The following is a 22,533-nucleotide window of genomic DNA, read 5'->3' on the forward strand; positions in this document are numbered from 1 at the left end:
TGCTTATTTTTAAAAGCGCTTACAAAAACGCTTTTTCAATAATATCCAGCGGGTTACATGAATCGCCGAGTTATCCGACAGTGCCTGAACAACTCGACGATTTAACCGCCTGGTTTCTAAGATCGTATGTTTATAAACGCTTATGTTTATAAACTCTTAGCTTCATAAGCTCTTAGTTTTGAACCAGCTTGCACTGGCTATCAGAGAGCGGACGGTAGGCTTCATCGGCAGGAATGGTGCTAAGGATTTCATAAAGATCCCACTCACCGGTAGACTCTTCCGGCGTCTTCACTTGGGCAAGATACATGTCGTGAATCATGCGGCCATCTTCACGAATGGAGCCGTTACGCGCAAAGAAGTCTTCAATGGGCATATCAGCCATTTGGGCGCGTACAGCTTCAGGGTCATCTGTTCCCGCTGCTTCTACGGCTTTCAGGTAGTGCATGGTGCTTGAGTAGATACCCGCTTGAACCATAGTAGGCATACGGCCAACTTCTTCAAAGTAGCGCTCTGACCACTCACGAGAATCTTCATCCATGTCCCAATACCAGCCAGTGGTTAACAGCAGACCTTGGGTGGATTCCAAACCTAGCGCGTGCACGTCGTTCAGGAAAATCAACAGACCTGCTAACTGCTGGCCGCTCTGAGTGAGCCCAAATTGGCTAGCGGTGGTGATCGCATTGACGGTGTCAGCACCGGCGTTCGCTAAGCCTACAATCTTCGCACCAGACCCTTGAGCCTGAAGGATATAAGAGGAGAAATCGCTCGTTGGGAACGGATGACGCACACCACCAACAATCTCACCGCCATTGGCTTCAACCACATTGGTCACATCAGCTTCCAGCGCATGACCAAACGCATAGTCTGCGGTTAACAGGAACCAGCTGTCGCCGCCCTGCTCTACAACCGCTTTTGCAGTGCCGTTCGCTAGCGGGTAAGTGTCGTATACCCAGTGGATGTGGTTGGGCGTGCAGTGTTCATTGGTAATGCTTGATGCTGCAGAACCCGACACAATGCCCAGGCCGTTGTTTTCTTCAAGTACTTTAGTCACTGCGATAGACACCGAGGACGCCACCAGGCCACCCACCATGTCAACGTTACGCTGGTCGATCCACTCACGTACCGTGTTAGCACCGACGTCAGCACTGTTACGATCGTCAGCGCTAAAAATCACGATAGGCGAACCATTAACGCTACCGCCAAAATCAGCAACCGCCATTTCCATGGCTGTTTGACCGCCTGGGCCAGCTAAGTCACGGTAAGTACCTGACATATCGGCCAAATAACCAATGCGAACTTCGCCATCGCTGATTTCAGCATGAGCGGTAGAGATTGCCATCGTAGAGGCGGCAGCAACAGCGATACTGGCGGTCAGCGTTTTTTTCATGAAGGTCATGTTCGTCTCCTGGCCCTCGGGGCCTTTGTTGTTGTGTTACGACGTACCAATGAAGTGCTTATAGAGCGTTTAGTGTTGTTAAAACTGAGTTGTTAAAACTGGATTATTAAAGCTCGTTTTATTGATTTAGGTTAGCGTTATACCCCTAGCATGGTATTGAGATGATCTCGACGTGATGGAAGCTGTGCTGCACTAATCTCTTCGACAATCTGACCGTGATCCATGACAAAATGACGATCTGCCAGCGGCGCTGCAAAACGGAAGTTCTGCTCCACCAGAACAATGGTCATACCGCGTTCTTTTAACTGGATAAGTACTTCGCCAAGTTTTTGCACAATAACGGGGGCTAAGCCTTCGGTAATTTCATCAAGTAGCAAAAGCCTCGCACCAGTGCGCAGAATGCGTGCCATTGCTAGCATCTGCTGCTCACCACCAGAAAGCCGCGTCCCCTGGCTTTTGCGACGCTCGTAAAGGTTAGGAAACATGCCGTAGATTTCATCTAGGCTCATTCCGCCAGAGCGAACCGTGGGCGGAAGCAATAAATTTTCGTGCACATCCAGGCTTGCAAAAATACCGCGCTCTTCGGGGCAGTAACCAATGCCAAGCCTTGGAATATGGTGTGCCTTCATATTCAGCGTTTCGTTGCCATTAATCACAATCGAGCCAGTACGACGCCCCACCATATTCATAATGGATTTCAAGGTAGTACTGCGGCCCGCACCATTGCGTCCCAGCAGCGTAACCAACTCTCCACGCTTAACATCAAAGTTCACGCCGTGAAGAATGTGTGATTCACCATAGAAAGCGTGTAGGTCTTGCACTCTCAGCATTTCTAGCGTTTGGGAATCAGCTAATTCGTTGGCTTCATAGGCTTCAGCGGTATTCATACGGCAGCCTCCTCTTCTGCAGCTTCACTGCCCATATAAGCCTCACGCACTAATGGATTGCGGGACACCTCTTCATAGTTACCTTCGGCCAACACCGCGCCGCGGGCTAGTACCGTAATACGGTCACAAAGGCGGCTAACCACACTCAAGTTGTGCTCCACCATTAAGACGGTGCGCCCTTTCGAGACACGCTTAATCAGCGCAACGATACGGTCAACATCCTCTGCTCCCATACCCTGAGTCGGCTCATCCAACAGCATCATCGTAGGGTCAAGCGCCAACGTAGTAGCAACTTCAAGTGCGCGCTTTCGCCCATAGGGCATCTCTACCGTTAACGTATCGGCGTATTCACGCAGGCCAACCTCGTCAAGCAGCTCTAACGCACGCTCATTGAGGTGATCCAGCGACTTCTCGGATTTCCAGAAGTGGAACGATGTGCCTAATTGGCGCTGTAGCGCTACCCGAACGTTTTCCAGCGCCGTCATATGGGCAAACACTGCCGAAATTTGAAACGAACGGACGAGACCTAGCTGTGCGATCTCATTAGATTTTTTGCTGGTAATTGGCTTACCGCGATAAAGGATCTCTCCACGAGTAGGCGGCAAGAACTTGGTGAGCAGGTTAAACACGGTGGTCTTTCCGGCACCATTGGGACCAATCAGGGCGTGAATATGCCCTTCCTGCACTTGAAGATTAACGTTATCCACGGCGGTAAAACCGCGGAACTCTTTGGTCAGCCCTCTTGTTTCGAGTACTGGCCCGCTAAGAACATCGTCTGCACGCATGGAGTGGTAAGCCTCTTTTTGTTCTTGTGTTCGGGTGTTCTTGCATCCGGGTGTTTGGTGCTGACGTTTCACCAACCGCTTCACCTTGTGAAACTCGTTAGCCGGCAACACACCCTTACCTGAACGTAAGGTGTAGGTGCAAACTAGCAATCACTTGAGGGGTATTACAATTACAACTTTGGTCTACGCTTCTTTAACGTTTCTTCATTTTTGCAATATAAATTATTATTTTTCAAATAGTTATTAAAAAATATTGGAAATCACAAATGCACAACTACTGCTTTACGTTAACGTAAACTTGTTTTAGCCTCATGGTCAGTGTTCCATAGGGACATCCCCTATCGACGAGAACAACGATCATGAGCAAAACCTACACGATTAGTGAACTGGCCAGTGAGTTCGACGTTACTACTCGAAGCATTCGGTTTTATGAAGACCAGGAGCTACTTCATCCTACCCGCCGTGGTCAAACGCGTGTTTACAGCAGCAAAGATCGTGTGCGCTTGAAATTAACGCTTCGTGGTAAGCGGCTGGGGTTTTCCTTAGCAGAAATTCGCGAGCTATTTGAGCTATGGGACGAAACCCGCAGCGGTAGTGAAAAACAGCTACATCTGATGCTAAGCAAAATTGGTGAGCGACGCGCCGCTTTAGAACAGCAAATGAAAGACATCACAATGGTTCAGCTCGAGCTTGAGAGCGCCGAAATTCGTTGCCGCCAAGCGCTTGAAGAACTCAATGAAAAACCTCCTTTAACAATGACAAGGTGATTGACCATGTTTTCACACTATTCAGAACTCAATTTCGGCCTCGACGACGAACTGAACATGCTGCGCGAGCAGGTCAACGCCTTTGCCGCTAGCGAAATTGCTCCCCGCGCCGCTGAAATCGACCGCACCAACGAATTTCCTAACGATCTATGGAAGAAGTTTGGCGACATGGGTCTGTTAGGAATTACCGTTTCTGAAGAGGATGGCGGTAGCGGCATGGGCTACTTAGCTCACTGTATTGCCATGGAAGAAATTTCCCGGGCAAGCGCCTCGGTCGCGCTTTCCTATGGCGCGCACTCAAACCTGTGCGTTAACCAGTTAAAGATTAACGCCACCGCCGCACAAAAAGAGAAATACCTGCCCAAGCTGATTAGCGGCGACCACGTAGGTGCATTAGCAATGTCAGAGCCCGGCGCTGGCTCTGACGTTGTTTCCATGCAGCTGCGTGCCAAGCTTGATGGTGATCATTACATCCTTAACGGCAACAAGATGTGGATCACTAATGGCCCCGACGCCGATGTCCTGGTGGTGTACGCCAAAACCGACCCCGACGCCGGCTCTAAAGGCATCACCGCCTTTATTATCGAAAAAGGCATGCCTGGCTTCTCTACTGCCCAAAAGCTCGACAAGCTAGGCATGCGCGGCTCCAACACCTGCGAACTGGTCTTCCAGGACTGCAAAGTCCCTGCCGAAAACGTGCTTGGCGAGGTTGGTAAAGGGGTTCGCGTTCTTATGAGCGGGTTGGATTACGAGCGCGCCGTACTGGCGGCTGGTCCTATTGGCATTATGCAGGCCGCCATGGACGTTGTGCTGCCCTACATTCATGAGCGTAAGCAGTTCAACCAGTCGATTGGTGAGTTCCAGCTGGTGCAAGGCAAGGTGGCAGATATGTACACCACGCTGAACGCTTGTCGCGCTTACCTGTACGCCGTTGCCGGTGCCTGCGACCGCGGCCAGACCTCGCGTAAAGACGCGGCTGGCGTGATTCTTTACTGCGCAGAGAAAGCCACCCAAGTTGCGCTAGATGCCATTCAGCTACTGGGCGGCAACGGCTATATCAACGAGTACCCCACCGGTCGCCTTCTGCGCGATGCCAAACTGTATGAAATTGGCGCGGGCACCAGCGAAATTCGCCGGATGCTGATTGGCCGCGAACTCTTCACCGAAACAAAGTAAGGGCCGCGCCATGAGCACACTCTCTACACAGATCAATCCCCGCAGCGACGTCTTTCAAACCAACGCCGCCTCCATGCTGGGAGAAGTTTCCAAGCTCCGAGAATTAACCGCTGCCGTCGCTCAGGGCGGCGGTTCAAAGGCGCGTGAGCGTCACGAAAGCCGCGGCAAGCTATTTGTGCGTGACCGTATCGATCACTTAATTGACGAAGGCTCGCCGTTTTTAGAGCTTTCCGCCTTGGCAGCCCATCACGTTTACGATAGTGACGTACCTGCAGCAGGCGTGGTAACGGGCATTGGCCGAGTATCTGGCGTTGAGTGCGTGATTGTGGCAAACGATGCCACGGTAAAAGGCGGTACGTATTTTCCGCTCACGGTGAAAAAGCACCTGCGTGCCCAAGAAATCGCCCGCAAACACCGTTTACCGTGTATCTATTTAGTGGATTCTGGCGGCGCTTTCTTGCCCCGCCAGGATGAAGTATTCCCCGATCGCGACCACTTTGGGCGCATTTTCTATAACCAAGCCACCATGTCGGCAGAGGGCATCCCGCAAATAGCCGTGGTGATGGGTTCCTGCACGGCTGGCGGTGCTTATGTACCCGCCATGGCGGATGAATCCATCATCGTTAAAGAACAGGGCACGATTTTCCTGGGCGGCCCGCCGTTAGTAAAAGCGGCCACCGGCGAAAACATCAGTGCAGAAGACCTTGGCGGTGCGGATGTTCACGCTAAAGTGAGCGGCGTGGCCGACCACTACGCTGAAAATGACGCTCACGCCCTGCAGCTGGCACGCGCCTGTGTGTCGCGCCTGAACTGGCAAAAGCGCGGCAAATTAGCCATGCAAGCGCCCAAGCCACCCAAACTCGACCCTAGCGAATTGTACGGCATTGTCGGCACTGACCTTAAAAAGCCTTACGACGTTCGCGAAGTGATCGGGCGGATTGTCGATAGCTCTGATTTTGACGAGTTCAAACGTTACTACGGCGACACGCTAGTCACCGGTTTTGCGCATATCCACGGCTACCCAGTTGGCATCGTCGCGAACAATGGCGTGCTGTTCTCAGAGAGTGCGGTTAAAGGTGCGCACTTTATTGAGCTATGTGCCCAGCGCAAAATTCCGCTGGTATTCCTGCAAAACATTACTGGCTTCATGGTTGGCTCGAAGTACGAGCATGAAGGCATCGCTAAGCACGGCGCGAAGTTAGTCACCGCCGTGGCATGTGCCAAAGTGCCTAAGTTCACCGTTTTGATTGGCGGCAGCTTCGGCGCGGGCAACTACGGTATGTGTGGCCGCGCCTACGACCCTAATCTGCTGTTTATGTGGCCCAATGCGCGCATTTCGGTCATGGGTGGCGAGCAGGCAGCAGGCGTGCTTTCCCAGGTCAAACGTGAGCAGTACGAGCGCGATGGCCGCGAGTGGACTAAAGAGGAAGAAGAAGCCTTCAAACAGCCTACCCGCGATCAGTATGAGCACCAGGGCCACCCTTACTATGCCAGTGCCCGCTTATGGGACGATGGCGTGATTGACCCACTTCAGACCCGGGATGTACTAGGGCTTTCGCTAGCCGCCGCCATGAATGCTGAAGTAGAAGAGACACGCTTCGGCGTGTTCCGGATGTAAGGGCAAACACGATGGCTTACTCAACACTACTGATCGAAAAGGGCGTGGCACGCCTGACCTTAAACCGCCCAGAGGTGCATAACGCCTTTGACGACAGCTTAATCGCTGAATTAAATGCGCATCTAGACGAATTGCATGCGCTAGCCAACGCCGGTGACGTTCGGGTGGTGGTGCTTGGCTCTGAAGGTAAAAGCTTCTCTGCGGGCGCTGACCTTAACTGGATGAAGCGCATGGTCGATTACGACCTGGAAAACAATCTAGCGGACTCACGCAAACTCTCAGCGCTGATGCATGGGCTAGATACCCTGCCTTGCCCCACGGTTTGCCGTGTGCAGGGGGCAGCCTTTGGCGGTGCAGTGGGCCTCGCTGCCTGTTGCGATGTGGTGGTTGCCTCAGATAAAGCTAAGTTCTGCCTGTCGGAAGTCAAAATTGGCCTATCGCCTGCGGTGATTAGCCCCTATGTGCAGCGCGCCCTTGGCGAACGCCAAATGCGCCGCTACGCACTCACCGCTGAAGTGATGGATGCGCCCACGGCGCTGGCGCTAGGCTTGGCACACCACGTGGTTGAACACGATGCCTTGGATAGCGCCGTAGATGCCATGCTCGATACCCTTCTGGGAGGCTCTCCCCAAGCTCAGCGGGCGACCAAAGCGTTGTTGGCAAACGTGGCCCAAGCACCCGACAGCGATACCACTCGAGAGCACACCTGCCAAGTGATCGCCAAACTGCGAGTGAGCCAAGAGGGTCAAGAGGGCTTAGCTAGCTTTTTTGAAAAGCGCCGCCCTTCCTGGACACAACCGTCAGGCCTTCAAGAAAACAATACTGCTGCGGAGCCACGCTCATGACGCTTGACCTTACTAAATTCGACACGTTGCTAGTGGCCAACCGCGGTGAAATTGCCTGCCGCGTGATGCGCACCGCCCGCCGTATGGGGCTAAAAACCGTTGCCGTTTATTCAGACGCCGATGCCACCGCCCGCCATGTTCGTGAAGCCGATGAAGCCGTTCGCTTAGGCCCCGCCGCCGCCCGCGAAAGCTACCTTAATGTTGATGCGGTTATCGACGCGGCCAAGCGCACCGGTACCGGCGCTATTCACCCCGGCTACGGCTTTCTTTCAGAAAATGGTGGGTTCGTTAAAGCGCTTGAGCAGGCAGGCATTATCTTTGTTGGCCCCCCTGCGTCGGCGATTGCCGCCATGGGCGACAAATCTGCTGCAAAAGCGCGTATGGCCAATGCAGGCGTGCCGCTGGTACCTGGCTACCATGGCGATGACCAAGATGACGCTCTGCTGCGCAGCGAAGCCGACAAAATCGGTTACCCAGTGATGCTGAAAGCCAGCGCCGGTGGCGGTGGTAAAGGCATGCGCGTGGTTGAAAGCGGCGAAGGCTTTCAAGCAGCGCTTGATGGCTGTCGGCGCGAATCCAAAGCCGCTTTCGGCGACGACCGCATGTTGATTGAGAAGTACCTGGTGCAGCCCCGCCATGTCGAAGTACAGGTATTCTGCGACCGCTATGGCAATGGCGTCTATCTGTTCGAACGGGATTGCAGCGTTCAGCGCCGCCATCAAAAGGTGATTGAAGAAGCGCCAGCCCCCGGCATGACGCCTGAACTGCGCAGTGCAATGGGTGACGCCGCCGTTCGCGCCGCAAAAGAAATTGGCTATGTGGGTGCAGGTACCGTGGAATTCCTGCTCGACGCCGACGGCTCGTTCTACTTTATGGAGATGAACACTCGCCTGCAGGTTGAGCATCCTGTTACCGAGATGATTACCGGCCAAGATTTAGTCGAGTGGCAGCTGCGCGTTGCCATGGGCGAACCGCTCCCCTGCACCCAAGGCGAGCTGACCATCACCGGCCATAGCTTTGAAGCACGCCTGTACGCCGAAGACCCAGAGCAAGACTTCCTGCCGGCTACCGGCTTATTAACTCGCTTCGCCCTAGATTTAGAGGGTGCTGACTTAGATAGCGATCGGGTGCGGTTAGATAGCGGTGTGGAAAGCGGTGATGTGGTTTCTATGCACTACGACCCCATGCTGGCCAAACTGATTGTTCACGGCGCTGACCGAGATGCGGCACTCGCTACCCTCAACCGCGCTTTGGCGGCACTGGATGTGCAGGGCGTGGTGACCAACCGCGCCTTCCTGCAGCGCTTGGCAAATCACCCTGGCTTTAAAAACGTTGAGCTTGACACGCGTTTTATTGAACGCAATGAAGCTACGCTGTTTGCCCCGCGCAGCTACTCTACCGAAGCTTATGCCAGCGCCGCACTTATCGGCCTGAACCAACTAGCCCAAGAGTGCGAAAGCGACTCCCCCTGGGATCGTCACGACGGCTTCCGCCTAAATGCCCCCCATACCATTCGTATTGCACTGTGTGACCCGGCAAGTGCCCAGGCAGCCGACAGCGACGAAGCGGTGGTGGTTGTTGAAGGTAAGCGTGAAAGCGGCGAATCGCTTTGGAATTTGACCATCGGTGATCAAACGCTGACCGCTAGCCTACAATCGCTGACAGGCGATGCGGTAGCCGTCACGCTAAATGGCCACCGCCGCCGTCTACAGGCACGACGCGATGGCCATATTGTGGTGATGGCTGAACCCAGTGGCGAAACACGCCTCTTCTGGCGGCGTATTGATGCCATTGACCACGGTCACCATGAAGCCGAATCGACGCTCACCGCCCCCATGAATGGCACCGTTGTCGCGCTGCTGGTAGAACCTGGTGCGGCGGTCGAGAAAGGCATGCCATTGATGGTGATGGAAGCGATGAAGATGGAGCACACGATGACTGCGCCTACCGATGGTAGCGTGGAGACTTTCCACTTCCAGTCGGGTGATACCGTGAGTCAAGGTGACGTGCTACTCGACTTTGCCCCCAGCGAATAGGAGCTAACCGATGGCACTGCCTACGTCTATTAAACTGTTTGAAATGGCCCCCCGCGATGGCCTGCAAAACGAACCGGGCACCCTGGTGCCCACCGCCACTAAGATAGAACTGATCGAACGGCTGGCTAATGCTGGCCTCACCCATATTGAGGCCGCCAGCTTTGTCTCGCCTAAATGGGTACCGCAAATGGGCGATGCCAGTGAGGTAATGCGCGGTATTGCTCGCAAACCCGGCGTGGTTTACTCAGCGTTAACCCCTAACCTGAAGGGGCTAGAAGGCGCATTGGCAGCTGGCGTTGAAGAAGTGGCGGTATTTGGCGCCGCCTCTGAAGCGTTCTCTCAGAAAAATATCAACTGCTCGATTGCGGAGTCGCTGACGCGCTTTGAACCAGTGCTTGCGCGAGCCAATGAAGCAGGCGTGCGGGTGCGGGGTTATGTGTCCTGCGTCCTGGGCTGCCCCTATGAAGGGGACATTTCGCCGCAAAAAGTCGCCGAGGTAGCCAACGCACTTTATGAGATGGGCTGCTATGAAATCTCCCTGGGTGACACCATCGGTGTAGGAACGCCGCTAGCCGCTAAGCGGATGATTGAAGCTACCCGCCAGCAGGTACCCATCGAGTATTTGGCCGCCCATTTCCACGATACTTACGGCATGGCGCTAGCTAACCTGTATGCCGTAATGGAAGAAGGCGTGGGCGTGATTGACGCAGCGACAGCAGGGCTTGGTGGCTGCCCCTATGCCAAAGGTGCCTCCGGCAATGTGGCCACTGAAGACGTACTTTATCTTCTTGAGGGGCTGGGCATTAACACCGGCATCGACCTCCAGGCAGTGATTGATACCGGCGTCTGGATCACTCAACAGCTTGGCCGCAAGCCCAGTTCTAAAGTCGCGTTGGCCAAAGGCACTGGCACACAATAATAATTAGACGCCACCTGCTTTCCCGTTTAGACAAAAAAAAGACTTCGGAGAGATACACATGGCATCACCTGCACACACCCTACCCAGCTATACCAGCAGCACTGCAGACAAACCGCTGCTAGGCATGACCATTGGCGATAAATTTGACCAAATCGCCGTACAATATCCTGATAACGACGCGCTGATCGCTCTTCATCAGAACATCCACTGGAGCTACCGCCAGCTTCAGGAAGAAGTGAACCGCTGCGCCCGCGCGTTGCTGGCTATTGGCGTGCAAAAAGGCGACCGAGTTGCTATCTGGGCACCCAACTGCAGCGAGTGGACCCTGACCCAGTTTGCCACCGCCAAGATTGGCGCCATTTTGGTGAATATTAACCCTTCTTACCGCACCCATGAGCTGGACTACGCGCTCAATCAATCTGGGGCGCGTTTTCTGATTACTGCTAATCAATTCAAAAGCTCTGATTACACCGCCATGCTGTTTGAGCTTGCACCTGAGCTAAACAGCAGCGCAGAAGGCCAGCTAAAAGCACAAAAGCTGCCCAAGCTTGAGTGCATCATCAACCTGAGCAGTGACAAGCATCGTGGCATGTGGCGCTGGGAAGATTTTATTCAGGAAGCCAACAAAGTCAGCCAGACAGATGTTGATGACCTACAGGCCACGCTGCAGTTTGATGACCCGATCAATATTCAGTACACCTCGGGCACCACGGGCTTTCCAAAAGGCGCGACGCTCTCCCACCACAACATTCTTAACAATGGCTTCTTTGTTGCCGAAAGCATGGGCTTTACCAGCGAAGACCGCTTGGTCATCCCCGTGCCACTCTACCACTGCTTCGGCATGGTGATGGGTAACCTGGGCTGCATGACCCATGGCGCAGCGATGATTTACCCGGATGAAGGCTTTGACCCCGGTAAAGTGCTAAAAGCGGTACACGAGCAAAAAGCCACCGCGCTGTATGGCGTACCCACCATGTTTATCGCCGAACTAGAGCACCCCGACTTTGCCACTACTGATTTTTCCTCGCTGCGCACCGGCATTATGGCGGGCTCTATCTGCCCTGCAGAAATCATGAGGCAGGTCATCGAAAAGATGAACATGAAGGGCGTACAGATCGCCTATGGCATGACCGAAACTAGCCCAGTGTCTACCCAAACCGGCGCGAATGACACGATTGAAAAGCGCGTTTCGACCGTTGGCCGCACCCAGCCCCATCTGGAGAGCAAGATTGTCGACCCCGGTAATGGCGGCATTCTGCCCCGTGGTGAAATTGGCGAGCTGTGCACCCGTGGCTACAGCGTGATGCTCAAGTATTGGAACAATGAGAAAGCCACGGTTGAAGCCATTGACGAAGCTGGCTGGATGCACACGGGCGACCTTGCCACTATGGACGAGGAAGGCTATATCCAAATCGTTGGCCGCATTAAAGATATGGTGATCCGCGGCGGTGAGAATGTATACCCCAAAGAGATCGAGGAATTTCTATACGCCCACCCAGCAATTTCAGAGGTACAGGTCACCGGCGTGCCAGACAAGAAGTATGGAGAAGAGTTAATTGCCTGGGTGAAGCTCAACAGCAGCGCAGGAGACGTTACAGGAGAAGACCTGCGCGAGTATTGCAAAGGCAAAATCACGCACTTCAAGATTCCCCGCTACTTTAAATTTGTTGATGAGTTCCCAATGACGGTGACGGGTAAAATTCAGAAATTTAAAATGCGCGAAATTTCTATCCAAGAGCTTGGGCTTGAAGATCAGAAATAACCCTTTAATTAACGCCGGCCCATGGTCGTAATGCCAGTCAGCTAAGGCTACTGGCATTACTCCCTAGCCCCATATAGCAAAGCGGCCTCCTCAAGCGTACATCGCACGTTATTCCCGAGTCACCGCACTGTCATTCCCGAGTCACCGCATTGTCATTCCCAAATCACCGCACTGTCATTCCCGAGTCACCGCACTGTCATTCCCGAGTGGGGTTATCGGGAATCTACCTTGACCTTGACCTGCAGCAGCCCGCAACCCCAGGTCAACATGGATTCCCGCTAAGGGCCTGCGGGAATGACGAAGTGGCAGAGCCTGCGGGAATGACGAGGGCGGCTCGGAGGGCTGGGGTGGAGTCATCGTCAAGCACTTATTAAACAAAAAACCAGCCCACCAGCTAATGGTCGGCGTTAATTTTTGTAAGGTATTGAGACACCAATATGTCCACTCAACAGCAGCTAGCCGAGCACTACCACCAAGGGTTACGCGATGACGATATTGTTAGCCAAATTCGCACCCACTACCCTGATGGTCCGACGCTTCACCAACTTGCCCCGCTAGACCAGCTACACATCGGTGGCATTGCCGCTTCTAAAAAGCTGCTTAACCTGCTTGATCCTTCGCAGCATACAAAGGTGCTTGATATAGGGTCGGGATTAGGCGGATTAATGCGCCAAGGGGCAGCGCTAGGTTTTCAACTTACCGGTTTAGATATCACCCACCGCTTTAACGTCCTTAACCAGGCGCTGACTGACTTATCAGCCTCTCCTGCCAACGCACCACTTTGCTGGGTGACGGGGGATGCTTGCGCGTTACCCTTTCCAGAGAACACTTTTGATGCAGTGCTGTTTCAGCATAGCCTGATGAATATGCCTGACCCAGCCCGCGTTATTGCCGAAAGCCGACGTGTGATTCGCCCAGGCGGCCAGCTTGTCATGCATGAAGTGGTCAGCGGTGAAAACCTTGCCAATCTACGTTATCCCGTGCCTTGGGCGGCATCACCAGAGCACTCACACTTGCTCACGATGACCGAACTAACGGGCTTATTGGAAGCAAACGGCTTTCAGCTTGAGCACAGTGAAGATTGGAGCAGCACAGCGCTTGAGTGGCGTCAGCGGCAACGCCAAAAAGAGCAGACCAATACTGACGCTGTGCTCTCTCCACAATGGGTATTTGGCGAGCGTTTTTTAAAAATGGGCAAAAATCTGCTAGATAATTTATCGAATAATGCAATTAACGTGGTAGAAATCAGCGCCCGTTGCTAGGCTGATTAAGATAACTTCCTTAGCAAGGGACACGAGGAACGCCAATGAAACGCTTGGCAAGCACCCTATTTTGTAGCTTTGCTGGCTCCATGCTGCCATTTATGAGCTGTTTAGCCAACGGCGGAGATACCGATCTCGCCTATGCGTCTCCTAACAGCGAGTTTATGTCCCTGCGCAACGGTGTCGTTTTAGAAGGCAGTGACTTAAGCAGCCTTGATAGTTACACCACTGGCTTTCGCTTTACGGCAGGTTTTAGCCCATGGCAGCTACCACAGTTGGATATTGGCGCTGAAATTGCCTACCGCGAAAGTGAAGAAGTTCCCATCTCTTCCAGTGTTGACCCTCTTATCATGGATACTCTCAGCTTGGGCGGAGCAATCGTAGCTGGCGTGAGAATGGGCGCTTTTAGTATTTACGCTAAGTCTGGCCTCACCGAGTGGCGTGGCGAAACCGATCAACCACTAGCCGATGATGGCGGCACCGCCTTTCTTCAGGGCTTTGGTGCCACAATGACCATCAATCGCTTAGTCAGCCGGGTAGAGTACGAACGCATCGATGCCCCCACCCTCAGCCATCTCAATATGTTAAGCGCTTCCCTGCACTTGCCGTTTTGACAAACGCATATTTTAGCGTTTTTCTTCGGGTGCCTGTTCAGGTGGTGTCCATACGGGTTCTTCTGCCTGATCTGGCTCACTCCAGCCATGTTGCATGGATTGGCCTAGCGCCTCTTCCAGCTTCATAAACAGTTCGCCGTATCGCGGGCTAAAGCTAATGCCCTCTTCAATTTCTTTCCAGGCTTCAAACAGCTCATCTTCATGAGCATTTTCATGTTGTTCAAACGTATCTGTCATCTGCTTGGCACGCATAGGGTGAATCCCCATTGCCGTTAACGTATGACCACCAAGCGTCAGTGCAGAGTGATAAACCTCTCTGGTCACATCGTCAGCCCCCGCTTCGCGAAGCTGATACCCATGGCCGCGATCAAATGCACGCGCCAATACCCAAACGTTGGGGTAGTAATGCTTGACGTGCTTAACCATATCAACAGCACGCTCGCGATCATCAATCGCCACCACCATCACTCGCGCGTTGGCGATACCCGCAGTTTCTAGTAAATCTGAACGGCTGGCATCGCCAAAATAGCTTTTAATTCGAATATGGCGGAGCAGTTCAATTTGCTCCATTTCAAGATCTAAGGCCACGATGGGAATGTTATTGGCGCGCAACAAGCGACATACAATCTGCCCAAAACGACCGACACCGGCGATGATCACCGGCGCTTGCTCTTCGATCCTATCGGCATCGCGAGTACTGTTTTCAGCTGTTTGATAGCGCGGCAGTACTAAGCGGTCATAGGCAATAAACAAAAGCGGCGTTGCAAACATGGAAAACGCGACAACTAGTGACAGTAATTGCGATACATCCAGCGGAATAACATTGCTCTGCACGCTGTAAGTTAACAGCACAAACCCAAATTCCCCTGCCTGAGCAAGGCTTAACGTAAACAGCCAACCATTGCTGCTTCGAACCCGGAACAGTAATGCTAAACCAAATAAAACGATGCCCTTTACAAGGATAACGACAAGCACGAGCACTACTACCATTGCCCACTGCTCGGCAAATACTTGGAAATTTATACCCGCCCCGACGGTGATAAAAAACAGTCCTAGTAAAAGCCCTTTGAACGGCTCGATATTGGCCTCTATCTCGTGCTTGAATTCGCTGTTAGCGAGTACGATACCTGCTAGAAACGCACCAAGTGCTGGAGACAAATTGACAATTCCCATCAGCGCAGCAATGCCAATAACCAGCATTAAAGCGGCAGCCGTAAATACTTCTCTCAAGCCGGAAGAAACTACGTAGCGAAACAGTATTGGGCCAAGATAATGTCCACCCATAATCACAACGCCTATGGCTCCCACTACTACCAGGCCATGGAGCCATGCCGACATACCCTCTACAAGACTAAGGCTGCCGTGTTCAATATTATTTCCGCTTTCTCCCGTTAGCTCGGGTAGCGCCAATAACGGAATCAGCGCCAGCATCAAAATCACCGCGATATCCTGAAACAACAGCACTGAAAAAGCGCTACGCCCACCTTCGGTTTTTGTAAGCCCTTTTTCATTTAAGGTTTGCAGCACAATCGCTGTTGAGGAAAGTGCGAAAATCAGCCCAATAGCAAGAGACGTTTGCCAAGCAAGTCCCAGCCACCAGGCAATGGCCGCGCCTGCAGCAGCAGTAATCACTACCTGCAAACCGCCTAGCCCTACTAGCCGTATCCGCATGGCCCACAGACCTTTTGGGTCAAGCTCCATACCGACTAAAAACAGCATCATCACAACGCCGAACTCAGCAAAATGCTGAATAGTAGTGGTTTCTTGCCCTACTAGCCCCAACACAGGGCCAATCACTACCCCTGCTACCAAATAACCAAGCACCGAACCCAGCCCTAAACGCTTGGCCAGGGGAACAGCAATCACCGCTGCAATAAGATAGATAAACGCTTGAATAAAGTAACCAGTCATTGGGTTTCCTCAAATTGCCGCGAACGGCTTGACTTCGCTGAGCAATAAGTTACTGTACTAGTACGCTAGTACAGTAACTTATTACTTAATTGTTGTGGCTACACAGTGAGCTCGCTCTATGTCATTTGATGATGACCTTCAGGCGGATTTAATACGCTACCTGCTTGCCATTGATTCGCCGAAGGCGATGCACGAGGCACTGGCTAGTTTATTAACGCCCGCAGAGTACCAAGAAATCAGTAAGCGCCTACAGATTTTTAAGCTTCTACGTGACGGTGTCCCCCATCGCAAAATTGCTGAAACGCTGGGCGTTGGTATTGCCACGGTTTCCCGGGGTTCACGCGCTTTAACAGCGCAACCCTCTTCATCGTTACCCTCATTAATACCGTCACCCACTTCACGGACCGATTAATCATGACGACGACTACGCCTGCTTCATCAGGCCCGCAGCCTTTCACGCTGCCGCGCAAGCCTCACTACGTTACCTTGGCAGCAGACTGTGATTTTTTTGCACTGTTTCAAAAAATTGAGCGTCAATTTGATACCTGTTACATGCTGGAATCGCTCGGCGAAGATAGCCATATGGCGCGCCACTCTATTATTGGCTTTGACCCGGAATACACGCTCTACGCCAATGGCAGCACGCTGACGATTGAAGATCGTGACGGCCATGCAAACCACTATCCAAGCGATAACCCTTATGAACTGCTGCGCAGCCTGATTCCCCAGAATATTATTTCCCGTAAGTATGCAGGTGGGCTAAGCGGTTATCTCGGTTATGACGCCATGCAATACTTTGAGCCTTCGCTAACGTTGAAAGCTAGTGACGATTTCGACACGTTTCGGTTTGGCCTTTATAAAGATGGCTTGATCCTCGACAAAATGACCGGGGAAGTCACCTATTTTTATTACGACAATAGCCGCTATGAGTTTTTGCAAACCTTGATTGACGCTGATGATTTACCTGCTGGCGCGTTGCACATCACTGCGTTGGGCGACACCATGAGCCGCGAAGAGCATGCTGAAGCAGTGGCCAAAGTGAAACAGGATATTATCGACGGTAAGGTGTTTCAGTGCGAAGTCGGCTTTAAAAAACGCTTTAGCATTAAAGGCGACACATTAGCGCTCTACGATCAGTTGCGCACGATCAACCCATCGCCACAGATGTACTACGTAAAATTCGGCGAGCAGAAGCTAATTGGTGCAAGCCCGGAACTTCTGTTCAGGCTCCGCCAGGGCGAAATGGAGACCTTCCCGCTGGCAGGAACCACCACGCGTGGCAAAACCCCGCAAGAAGACACTCAGTTAGCTCGTGCACTACTCAACGACCCTAAAGAGATTGCCGAACACAATATGATTGTGGATCTACACCGCAATGATATTGGTCGAGTGGCGCAGTTTGGCACGGTAAAAGTGCGTAGCCTGATGGATATCAAACGCTTTAGCCACGTGCAGCATATCTCCAGTGAAATTGTCGGTATTATTGCTGAAGGCGAGGATATGTTTACCTCACTTGCCAGTAACTTCCCCGCGGGTACGCTGACAGGCGCGCCTAAAATTGAAGCAATGAAAATTATCGATGATTTGGAAATCGATGGGCGTGGCCCTTACGGCGGCGCAGTTGGCCAGTTCTCTTTCAACGGCGACTGCACCTTCGCGATTCCGATTCGTACGGTGTTTGTAAACGGTGAAAGCGCTTACGTACAAACCTGTGGCGGCAACGTGTTTGATAGCAACGCCGAAGACGAGTACGAGGAAATTCGCCGTAAATTTGCCGGCACACGCAAAGCCCTTGCCCCTTTTATGAGCGCAGGTACGGACATGGAGAGCCAAGCATGAAAGTGCTAATTATCGATAACTATGACTCCTTCACCTATAACCTGTATCAGTTTATTGGTGAGATTTTGACCACGGAGAAGAATCGCGGCGAGCTGCCCCATTTCGAGATACTTGTTAAGCGCAACAACCAGATCGACTTCAAGGCGATAGAAGCCATGGCACCTGATCGCATTATCATCTCTCCTGGCCCAGGCTCGCCGGATGACCCGCGTTACTTTGGGGTCTGTGCTGAAGTCATCGAAAAACTAGGCAAAACTACGCCACTGTTGGGCGTTTGCTTAGGCATGCAAGGCATTGTGCATGTCTTTGGCGGCAAGGTAGTGAAAGCACCGCTGCCGATGCACGGCAAAATCAGCCCGATCAACCACAACAACCGCTCGGTGTTTAATGGCGTACCCGACCAGCTTGAGGTAATGCGCTATCACTCATTGATTGCCGATGCGTTCACTCTGCCCGACTGTTTGGAAGTAACCGCAGCGGTAGGAGCTTTAGGCGCTGATAAGTTTGAACAACGCAGCCACTGGCAAACGATAGACGAATTTGAATTAATGGGCGTAAAGCACCGCGACTACCCCATTCATGGCATTCAGTTTCACCCTGAATCGTTTGCTACTGAAGGAGGCAAAGAGTTAATTGCTAACTTCCTTTTTGCACCTAACCCAGCGGCATAACAGCTAACAGCCCCGATAGCGCAGCCACATTGAGCACCACGGTGACCCAAAAGAGACGCCGAAAGCGGGTCTTTTGGGTCTTATGCCGTAGACGTTGTTGCGCCAGCCACGCTCCCGGCCAACCACCCGCAAGCGCCATCAGGTGGAGCGTTTTCTCGCTCACTCGGCGGCGCCGTTTAACTGCCGCCCTTTTATCCACGGCATAAACCCCATATGTGATCACGCTGACCAACACATAGGACGCTGCAACAAGACTTATCATTTGTTAGTCATCTTAATCTGCTCGGCGCACGCATTATTTGCGCCGCTGTAGCGGCTTGCTCGTAGCAAGCTTGCTACGCCCAGCGCGATTTTTATTGACCGGCTTTCCTTTGCCTTTAGCAGCCGGCTTTCCAGATGGTTTGCCCCTACCGCTGGGCTTACCGGAAGCAGCCGTTTTGGCTTTAGGGTCTTGGTGCTTTTTATTGGCTGCTTTAGCGTCAGGTGGTGCTCGTTTAGCTGCTGGTTTCTTTGCTTTTTTCGCACTGGAGCGTGCACTGTAGTTAGGCCTTTCGGTCGCATCGAATTTTTTGGGTTTGTTTTTTTCGGGCGCAGCCCCAGAGCGTTCGGTTAACGCAATGATAGTGTCAATCTCTTTGGGAGTTAAATCCCGCCAGTCGCCCAGAGCCAATCCTTGCAGAGAGACATTCATAATTCGCGTGCGAACCAGCTGGGTGACCTCGTAGCCAAAGTACTCGCACATACGGCGGATCTGGCGGTTCAGCCCTTGCACCAGCGTAATAGTGAACACAAACGTCGACTCTTTGGTCACTTTACACTTTTTAGTCACTTGCCCCAGGATAGGCACACCCTTTTGCATGCCTGCCACAAATTCATCGGTAATCGGCTTATTGACGGTTACCACATACTCTTTTTCGTGATTGTTATTGGCGCGCAGGATTTTATTAACCAAGTCGCCGTTATTGGTCAAAAAGATAAGCCCTTGTGAATCTTTATCCAGCCGCCCGATCGGGAAAATTCGTGTACCGTGCTTAACGAATTCAACAATATTGTCTTTTTCGCTGGACTCAGTGGTGCTGACAATTCCCACCGGCTTATTTAGCGCAATAAGCACTAAATCCTCTTCTTCCTGAGGCTCTATGTCCTGACCGTTGACCTTAACCCGATCACCCGGCACCACTTGGTCGCCTGTCGTTGCCCGACGCCCATTAATCCAAACGTTGCCTTGCTCAACATAGCGGTCAGCCTCTCGGCGGGAACATAAACCACTTTCGCTGATGTATTTATTGATACGGGTAGATTTTCGTAACGACATAAAGCGTCAACCAACGGTAGTCGATTAAAAAAGCGCTGCCGCCAAATGGCCGCAGCGCTGATTGAGCAAAACAGTGGGCTTAACCCGTATTGCGTAAACCTGCCGCAATACCGGCCATGGTCACCATAAGCGCACGAGAGAGATCTGCACTAATAGCACCATCGGCGTCCCGATTACGCTGTAGAAGCTCCGCTTGCAAGCCATGAAGCGGGTCGATGTAAGGGTTGCGCACATCAATTGCTTGGCGAATAAGCGGGGTGTTTTCAAGCAGCTTCTCTTGCTGGAGAATATCCAACACCACGTTTTCAAGCCGCTCAAAACGCTCACGTAACTTCTTACCCAGCGCTTTCAGCGAAGGCTCATCGACCAAACGATGCTCATAGTAAGCGGCAATCGCGACATCCGCTTTGGCCAATAGCATCTCTAACATATCAAGATAGGTGCCAAAAAAGGGCCACTGACTGCGCATTTCTTGCAACACTTCCCGACCACCTGGCTGCTCTATACGCCGCGAGAATGCTTCTCCGCTGCCCAACCAAGCGGGTAGCATCAGGCGAATCTGTGTCCAGGCAAAAATCCATGGAATCGCTCGCAAGGTTTCCACGCCGCCATCTTGACGGCGTTTAGTCGGCCGAGAACCAAGCGGCAGTCTGCCCAGTGCGCCTTCCGGCGTAACCGCTCGGAAGTAGGGAACAAAGTCAGGATCTTCACGCACCACGCCCACGTAGGCGGCATGGGCCACTTTCGCCAGCTGCTCCATCTCTTCACGCCAGTGAGGCTCAGGTGCAGGCGGTGGCAATAATGTCGCCTCCATGACCGCACAGGCGTAAATTTCCATAGAGCGCAGCGCGATATCTGGCTGACCAAACTTAAAGCGGATCATTTCGCCTTGCTCTGTTACCCGTAGGCTGCCATTCACTGAGCCCGGCGGCTGGGAAAGGATCGCCGCATGCGCGGGGCCGCCGCCACGACCAACGGTGCCACCACGACCATGAAAGAGCGTCAAATCCACGCCATGTTTTTCACATACGTTCACTAACGATTCTTGGGCACGGTACTGTGCCCAGGCAGCAGCAAGCTGTCCGGCGTCTTTAGCAGAGTCTGAATAGCCAATCATGACCTCTTGGCGGTCTTTCGCCAGGGCCCGGTAACCGGGAAGCGCCAGCAATTGGTCAACCACATCGCCCGCATGATCAAGGTCGTTGAGGGTTTCAAACAGTGGTGCAATAGGCAGCGTGACTTGGCCGCCCACCTCTTTCATCAATAACGCAACGGTTAATACGTCAGAAGGCTCGGCAGCCATCGAGATAATATAGGTACCCAACGCTTCAGCATGCTCTTGGGCAATCACTTTGAAGGTATCGAGCACTTCACGGGATTCTGCCGAACACTCCCAACGGCGTGGGATCAGCGGCCGCCGTGATTCAAGCTCAGCGAGCAGAAACTCTTGGCGCTGAGCTTCGTTCCAGTCCTGGTAATGGCCCAAGCCCAATGCACTGGTGAGTTCTTCCATTACCTGGGCATGGCGACTGGCCTCTTGGCGCAAGTCAAGTTTGGTCAGCGTGACACCGAACACTGCTACCCGACGCAAGGTATCCAGCAGCGCACCGTTTGCGATGGTGTCCAGCCCGACATCACACAACGAGCGGTAGCATGCCAGCAGCGGCGCGTAGAGCTGGTCTCGGGTTTCAATAATTGGTCCACCGTCATAGTTACGGCCGTCCAACTCTGCTTTAGCCCAGTCGCGTGTGGCTTCCATTTTATTCAGCAGACGCTTAAGCAGCTCGCGGTAAGGCTCGGCAACTTCTCCCACCTCTGCCTTCAAGGCGCTGTTGGCTTTCCACATTGAAAGCTCGGTTTTCAGCTGTTCAAGATCACGTAAATAGAGATCAGCGGCCATCCATCGGCCCAACAACAGCACCTCTCGCGTTACCCGCGCGGTGACATTTGGATTGCCATCTCGGTCACCGCCCATCCAGGAGGCGTAGCGAATGGGCGCGGCATCCAACGGCAAACGTTCGCCGGCAGTATCGAGTAATAAATTATCCAAATCGCGATGGAAGTCTGGCACTGCCTGCCATAAGGAGTTTTCGATAACCGCAAAGCCCCATTTGGCCTCATCCACGGGGGTTGGCCGTTCATGACGAATCTCATCGGTATGCCACGCCTGACTGATCAACTCTTCCAAGCGGCCCTGGGCACGAGTGCCACGCTCTGGGTAGTCTTCAGAGCTTTCAATGGCGGTTAGGCATTCGTCGATAGCGTCGTATTTTTGAATCAACGTGCGGCGAATAACTTCTGTAGGGTGGGCAGTCAGCACTAGCTCAACGCGCATACTGGCCAGGGTTTCTACTAATTTACGGGGTGAATTACCCGCCTGCTGTGCACGGCTTAGCAGCTCACCAAGTACGGGCTGGGAGCCAGGCTTGTAGTCTTCCACCCGGCGAAAGCGCGCCCGGTAGTGCTGCTCAGCAATATTGGCAAGGTTCAAAAATTGGTTAAACGCACGCGTCACTGGCAGCAGATCGCGTTCAGGCAACTGACGTAGATACTCTATAAGCTCACGCTGCTGCAGTGAATCGCCCTGGCGTCCCCGCTTGGCATGGGCACGAATCGTTTCAATTTTATCAACAAATGACTGGCCTAAATCATCGGCAATCGTACGGCCCAGGCTATCACCGAGAATACGCACGTTATCACGTAGCGATTCGTGTAGGTCGTGACTCATTG

At 52.8% G+C, this 22,533-nt stretch carries 19 protein-coding genes; 12 read left to right on the forward strand and 7 right to left on the reverse strand.

Annotation, left to right across the window (positions count from 1 at the left end; genetic code table 11):
* Positions 1-172: 172 nt before the first annotated feature.
* The 3 genes from K1Y77_RS09570 to K1Y77_RS09580 form a co-directional block, all read right to left on the reverse strand.
* Entirely contained in the window at positions 173-1,396 is a 1,224-nt protein-coding gene (locus tag K1Y77_RS09570) for an ABC transporter substrate-binding protein (protein WP_030072547.1), read from the reverse strand.
* A 137-nt stretch (positions 1,397-1,533) separates the two neighbouring features.
* On the reverse strand, positions 1,534-2,283 hold the full coding sequence (locus tag K1Y77_RS09575) for an ABC transporter ATP-binding protein (RefSeq protein WP_030072546.1): 750 nt from the start codon (positions 2,281-2,283) through the stop codon (positions 1,534-1,536).
* On the reverse strand, positions 2,280-3,068 hold the full coding sequence (locus tag K1Y77_RS09580; protein WP_030072544.1) for an ABC transporter ATP-binding protein: 789 nt from the start codon (positions 3,066-3,068) through the stop codon (positions 2,280-2,282). The genes K1Y77_RS09575 and K1Y77_RS09580 overlap by 4 nt, the downstream gene beginning before the upstream one ends.
* A 359-nt stretch (positions 3,069-3,427) precedes the next feature.
* Here K1Y77_RS09580 and K1Y77_RS09585 point away from each other — a divergent pair, with 359 nt between their 5' ends.
* The 9 genes from K1Y77_RS09585 to K1Y77_RS09625 all read left to right on the forward strand — a co-directional run bounded on the left by K1Y77_RS09585 (position 3,428) and on the right by K1Y77_RS09625 (position 14,067).
* Positions 3,428-3,835 carry a MerR family transcriptional regulator gene (locus K1Y77_RS09585; RefSeq protein ID WP_030072541.1) on the forward strand — a complete coding sequence of 136 codons (408 nt, stop codon included), beginning with the start codon at positions 3,428-3,430 and terminating at the stop codon, positions 3,833-3,835.
* 6 nt (positions 3,836-3,841) lie between these two features.
* Positions 3,842-5,011, forward strand: coding sequence for an isovaleryl-CoA dehydrogenase (locus K1Y77_RS09590; RefSeq protein WP_030072539.1), 1,170 nt, complete (start codon positions 3,842-3,844; stop codon positions 5,009-5,011).
* A 10-nt stretch (positions 5,012-5,021) separates the two neighbouring features.
* Positions 5,022-6,629, forward strand: coding sequence for a carboxyl transferase domain-containing protein (locus K1Y77_RS09595; protein WP_264428169.1), 1,608 nt, complete (start codon positions 5,022-5,024; stop codon positions 6,627-6,629).
* Between the two features lie 11 nt (positions 6,630-6,640).
* On the forward strand, positions 6,641-7,474 hold the full coding sequence (locus tag K1Y77_RS09600; RefSeq protein WP_030072535.1) for an enoyl-CoA hydratase/isomerase family protein: 834 nt from the start codon (positions 6,641-6,643) through the stop codon (positions 7,472-7,474).
* Positions 7,471-9,510, forward strand: a complete 2,040-nt coding sequence (locus K1Y77_RS09605; RefSeq protein ID WP_030072534.1) for an acetyl/propionyl/methylcrotonyl-CoA carboxylase subunit alpha — start codon at positions 7,471-7,473, stop codon at positions 9,508-9,510. The genes K1Y77_RS09600 and K1Y77_RS09605 overlap by 4 nt, the downstream gene beginning before the upstream one ends.
* A gap of 10 nt (positions 9,511-9,520) precedes the next feature.
* On the forward strand, positions 9,521-10,429 hold the full coding sequence (locus K1Y77_RS09610; protein WP_030072533.1) for a hydroxymethylglutaryl-CoA lyase: 909 nt from the start codon (positions 9,521-9,523) through the stop codon (positions 10,427-10,429).
* A gap of 58 nt (positions 10,430-10,487) precedes the next feature.
* On the forward strand, positions 10,488-12,191 hold the full coding sequence (locus K1Y77_RS09615) for an AMP-binding protein (RefSeq protein ID WP_264428172.1): 1,704 nt from the start codon (positions 10,488-10,490) through the stop codon (positions 12,189-12,191).
* 437 nt (positions 12,192-12,628) lie between these two features.
* A complete protein-coding gene (locus K1Y77_RS09620; protein WP_264428173.1) occupies positions 12,629-13,453 on the forward strand; it encodes a class I SAM-dependent methyltransferase in 825 nt (274 codons plus the stop codon).
* A gap of 44 nt (positions 13,454-13,497) precedes the next feature.
* On the forward strand, positions 13,498-14,067 hold the full coding sequence (locus tag K1Y77_RS09625; protein WP_030072530.1) for a hypothetical protein: 570 nt from the start codon (positions 13,498-13,500) through the stop codon (positions 14,065-14,067).
* 12 nt (positions 14,068-14,079) lie between these two features.
* Here K1Y77_RS09625 and K1Y77_RS09630 read toward each other — a convergent pair whose 3' ends face one another.
* Positions 14,080-15,978, reverse strand: a complete 1,899-nt coding sequence (locus tag K1Y77_RS09630; RefSeq protein ID WP_264428174.1) for a monovalent cation:proton antiporter-2 (CPA2) family protein — start codon at positions 15,976-15,978, stop codon at positions 14,080-14,082.
* Positions 15,979-16,096: 118 nt separating this feature from the next.
* Here K1Y77_RS09630 and K1Y77_RS09635 point away from each other — a divergent pair, with 118 nt between their 5' ends.
* From K1Y77_RS09635 to K1Y77_RS09645, 3 genes are read left to right on the forward strand one after another with little or no spacing between them, the layout of a single operon-like run.
* Complete coding sequence (locus K1Y77_RS09635) at positions 16,097-16,390, forward strand: Trp family transcriptional regulator (protein WP_030072522.1); 294 nt, start codon at positions 16,097-16,099, stop codon at positions 16,388-16,390.
* A gap of 2 nt (positions 16,391-16,392) precedes the next feature.
* Positions 16,393-17,817 (forward strand): anthranilate synthase component I family protein, encoded by a 1,425-nt coding sequence (locus K1Y77_RS09640; protein WP_264018133.1) that lies wholly within the window; start codon positions 16,393-16,395, stop codon positions 17,815-17,817.
* Positions 17,814-18,488 (forward strand): anthranilate synthase component II, encoded by a 675-nt coding sequence (locus K1Y77_RS09645; RefSeq protein WP_264018132.1) that lies wholly within the window; start codon positions 17,814-17,816, stop codon positions 18,486-18,488. Before K1Y77_RS09640 ends, K1Y77_RS09645 begins: the two co-directional genes overlap by 4 nt.
* Here the strand turns inward: K1Y77_RS09645 and K1Y77_RS09650 are convergent.
* The 3 genes from K1Y77_RS09650 to ppc all read right to left on the reverse strand — a co-directional run bounded on the left by K1Y77_RS09650 (position 18,472) and on the right by ppc (position 22,531).
* Positions 18,472-18,750, reverse strand: coding sequence for a DUF1294 domain-containing protein (locus K1Y77_RS09650; protein WP_030072516.1), 279 nt, complete (start codon positions 18,748-18,750; stop codon positions 18,472-18,474). The two genes, K1Y77_RS09645 and K1Y77_RS09650, sit on opposite strands and share 17 nt — an antisense overlap.
* A gap of 33 nt (positions 18,751-18,783) precedes the next feature.
* Entirely contained in the window at positions 18,784-19,803 is a 1,020-nt protein-coding gene (gene rluF, locus K1Y77_RS09655) for a 23S rRNA pseudouridine(2604) synthase RluF (protein WP_264018130.1), read from the reverse strand.
* Positions 19,804-19,882: 79 nt separating this feature from the next.
* Positions 19,883-22,531 carry a phosphoenolpyruvate carboxylase gene (ppc, locus tag K1Y77_RS09660; RefSeq protein WP_030072512.1) on the reverse strand — a complete coding sequence of 883 codons (2,649 nt, stop codon included), beginning with the start codon at positions 22,529-22,531 and terminating at the stop codon, positions 19,883-19,885.
* Positions 22,532-22,533: the final 2 nt, after the last annotated feature.

Source organism: Halomonas qaidamensis (genome assembly GCF_025917315.1).
Classification (GTDB): Bacteria; Pseudomonadota; Gammaproteobacteria; order Pseudomonadales; family Halomonadaceae; genus Vreelandella; species Vreelandella qaidamensis.